Here is a 2116-nt window from a genome sequence, read left to right on the forward strand (position 1 = left end):
CCGTCAGCCACTCCATGAGCTCGCCGGCGATGAACTCCGGCGGATCCCGTTCCGCAAACAATCGGGCCAACGCCGCTCGATGCCCTCTGGGCAGGTGAAGGCGGCGTTGGCCCGATTGTTTGCGGAACGGGATCCGCCGGAGTACATCCGTTCCGACAACGGGCCGGAGTTCATCGCCGGCGAGCTCATGGAGTGGCTGACGGAGAAGGGCGTGCGGACGCACCACATCGCACCGGGGAGCCCGTGGCAGAACGCGTACGGGGAGAGCTTCAACGCGGCGCTCAGGCGGGAGTGCCTGAACCAGGAGCTGTTCCATGGCATCCTCGATGCGAAGGCGAAGACCGGCCTGTGGCGGCGGAGGTACAATCGCGAGCGGCCGCACAGCGCGCTGGGGTACCGAACGCCTGAGGAGTTCCGGGACGGGGACGTCCAGGTCGACGCCGACCAGAACAAGGCTGCCCTTGAGGAAGCCATCTCCCGCGCTGGGAACCGCGACGTGACCGTGGTCGTCCTCCCCGAAGCGAACCACCTGTTCCAGAAGGCGGTCACGGGCGGGCTGGAGGAGTACGCCCTTCTCCCCATGGAGTTCCACCCGCGTCTCCTCCCCGCGATCGTAGATTGGCTGCTCGCCCGGGTCGGCCCCGGTGCCCGGTGAGGGTCCCCCCCGGACTCTCCTGCACCGGAAGGGGCGGAGCCCGGCGGCTGGGTTCGTTGCCTGATCAAGGTGATCGGGTACGATCTCCCCACCAAAGGAGGGCGGATGCAGACCTACGTGCTTCTGACCAGGCTTACGGACGAAGGGGCGAAGACGATCAAGGAGAAGCCGGAGCGGATCCTCGAGGTCAACCGGGAGATCGAGGCCCTGGGGGCGAAGGTCATCCACCAGTACGCCACGCTCGGGCAGTACGACTTCGTCACGATCATCGAGGCCACCGGCGCGATGGCCGTGGCCCGCGTGGCCGTGGAGCTGGGCGCGCGAGGAACGGTGAAGATCGAGACGCTGAGCGCCCTGTCCATTGACGATTTCGTCGCCCGGATCCAGCAGAAGTAGTACGCACTGGCGCAGGAGATCCGGGCGATGATGTCTCGCCTTGGGTTCGTAGGATGTGCTCTCTGGGTTGCGGTGGTCCTCGGTTGGGGCCAGACCGCGGTCACCCTCCGCTGGTCGTGGGAGATCCAGGCAGCCAATTCATGCTTTTCGAGCGGAGGGATGTTCCTCCAGTGCCAGGTTTCCGAGGGATCGTCGGCTTCGGTGTTGCTATCGGTCTCTGCGGATCCGGCGCGGACGGTGCACGTTGCGCCCGTTGTCGTGCCAACCGGATGGCCCGCAGGTTCGTCTTCCTCGGGCTGGGGGACGGTGACAACGCTCTACGCGTTCACCCCTCCCCCGGGAAGCGCCGGGCGACGCGTGGAGATCGTGTACCGGACGTGGACTGACGGGGTCCCGCCCCTCGATCTGAAGGTAGCCGTGGACATAGCCGCTTCCAGGTCGTCGTGCGCCTTGCAGTCATCAGCACCTACGGGGCCGCCGGTGACGCAGACACGGCTCCTCTGGAGTTCGGACCGCCCGATCACTTGGGACGACTTCTGGGCTCCTTCGCCTCCAGACCGGGATCCGCAGGCCGCAGCTGCGATCGCGATGGTCCTCGAGTACCAGATGGTGCCGGTGGTGGCACAGGAAGGGTCAAGCTGGCGGGCGCGCGTGGACTCGCTCACGGTGACGGCGGCGATGGAGCGCGACCGGTCGTGGGCACTGCCCGACCGCAGGACGCCGGCCGGCCTTCTCCACGAGCAGCGGCATTTCGACCTTGCCGAAGCGTACCGCCGTCTCCTGGAGCGTTCGTTGCGGGGGATCTCTGGGGGGACGGGTAGCTCTGCTTCGGAAGCGATGCAAAGCCTTCTCCGACTGGCGGAATCGGTCTTTCAGGAGGTGCTGGGCCGCCACTCCGCAACCCAGATCCAGTACGACCGGGAGACGAACCACGGCCGCGACTCAACGCGGCAAGACGAGTGGGAACGAAAGATCTCCTCCTGGCTCCTCGACCCGTATCTTCGGCTGCCCTAGTGTCTTGTCAGCTTACTGAGTGAGCGGAGGATCTGGTCGGCGGTCTTCGTC

The 2116-nt window shown here is 66.4% G+C and carries 3 protein-coding genes; all 3 read left to right on the forward strand.

Annotated elements, in window-relative coordinates:
- On the forward strand, nucleotides 1-655 hold a 655-nt coding region (locus NUV94_08115), incomplete at its 5' end, for an integrase core domain-containing protein (GenBank protein MCR4392700.1).
- A 105-nt stretch (nucleotides 656-760) separates the two neighbouring features.
- The gene (locus tag NUV94_08120) at nucleotides 761-1051 is read left to right on the forward strand and encodes a GYD domain-containing protein (protein ID MCR4392701.1); all 291 of its coding nucleotides are present in this window, start codon (nucleotides 761-763) and stop codon (nucleotides 1049-1051) included.
- 480 nt (nucleotides 1052-1531) lie between these two features.
- Complete coding sequence (locus NUV94_08125) at nucleotides 1532-2065, forward strand: DUF922 domain-containing protein (GenBank protein MCR4392702.1); 534 nt, start codon at nucleotides 1532-1534, stop codon at nucleotides 2063-2065.
- Nucleotides 2066-2116 lie beyond the last annotated feature (51 nt).

The organism is Candidatus Acetothermia bacterium (assembly GCA_024653305.1).
Classification (GTDB): domain Bacteria; phylum Bipolaricaulota; class Bipolaricaulia; order Bipolaricaulales; family Bipolaricaulaceae; genus JACIWI01.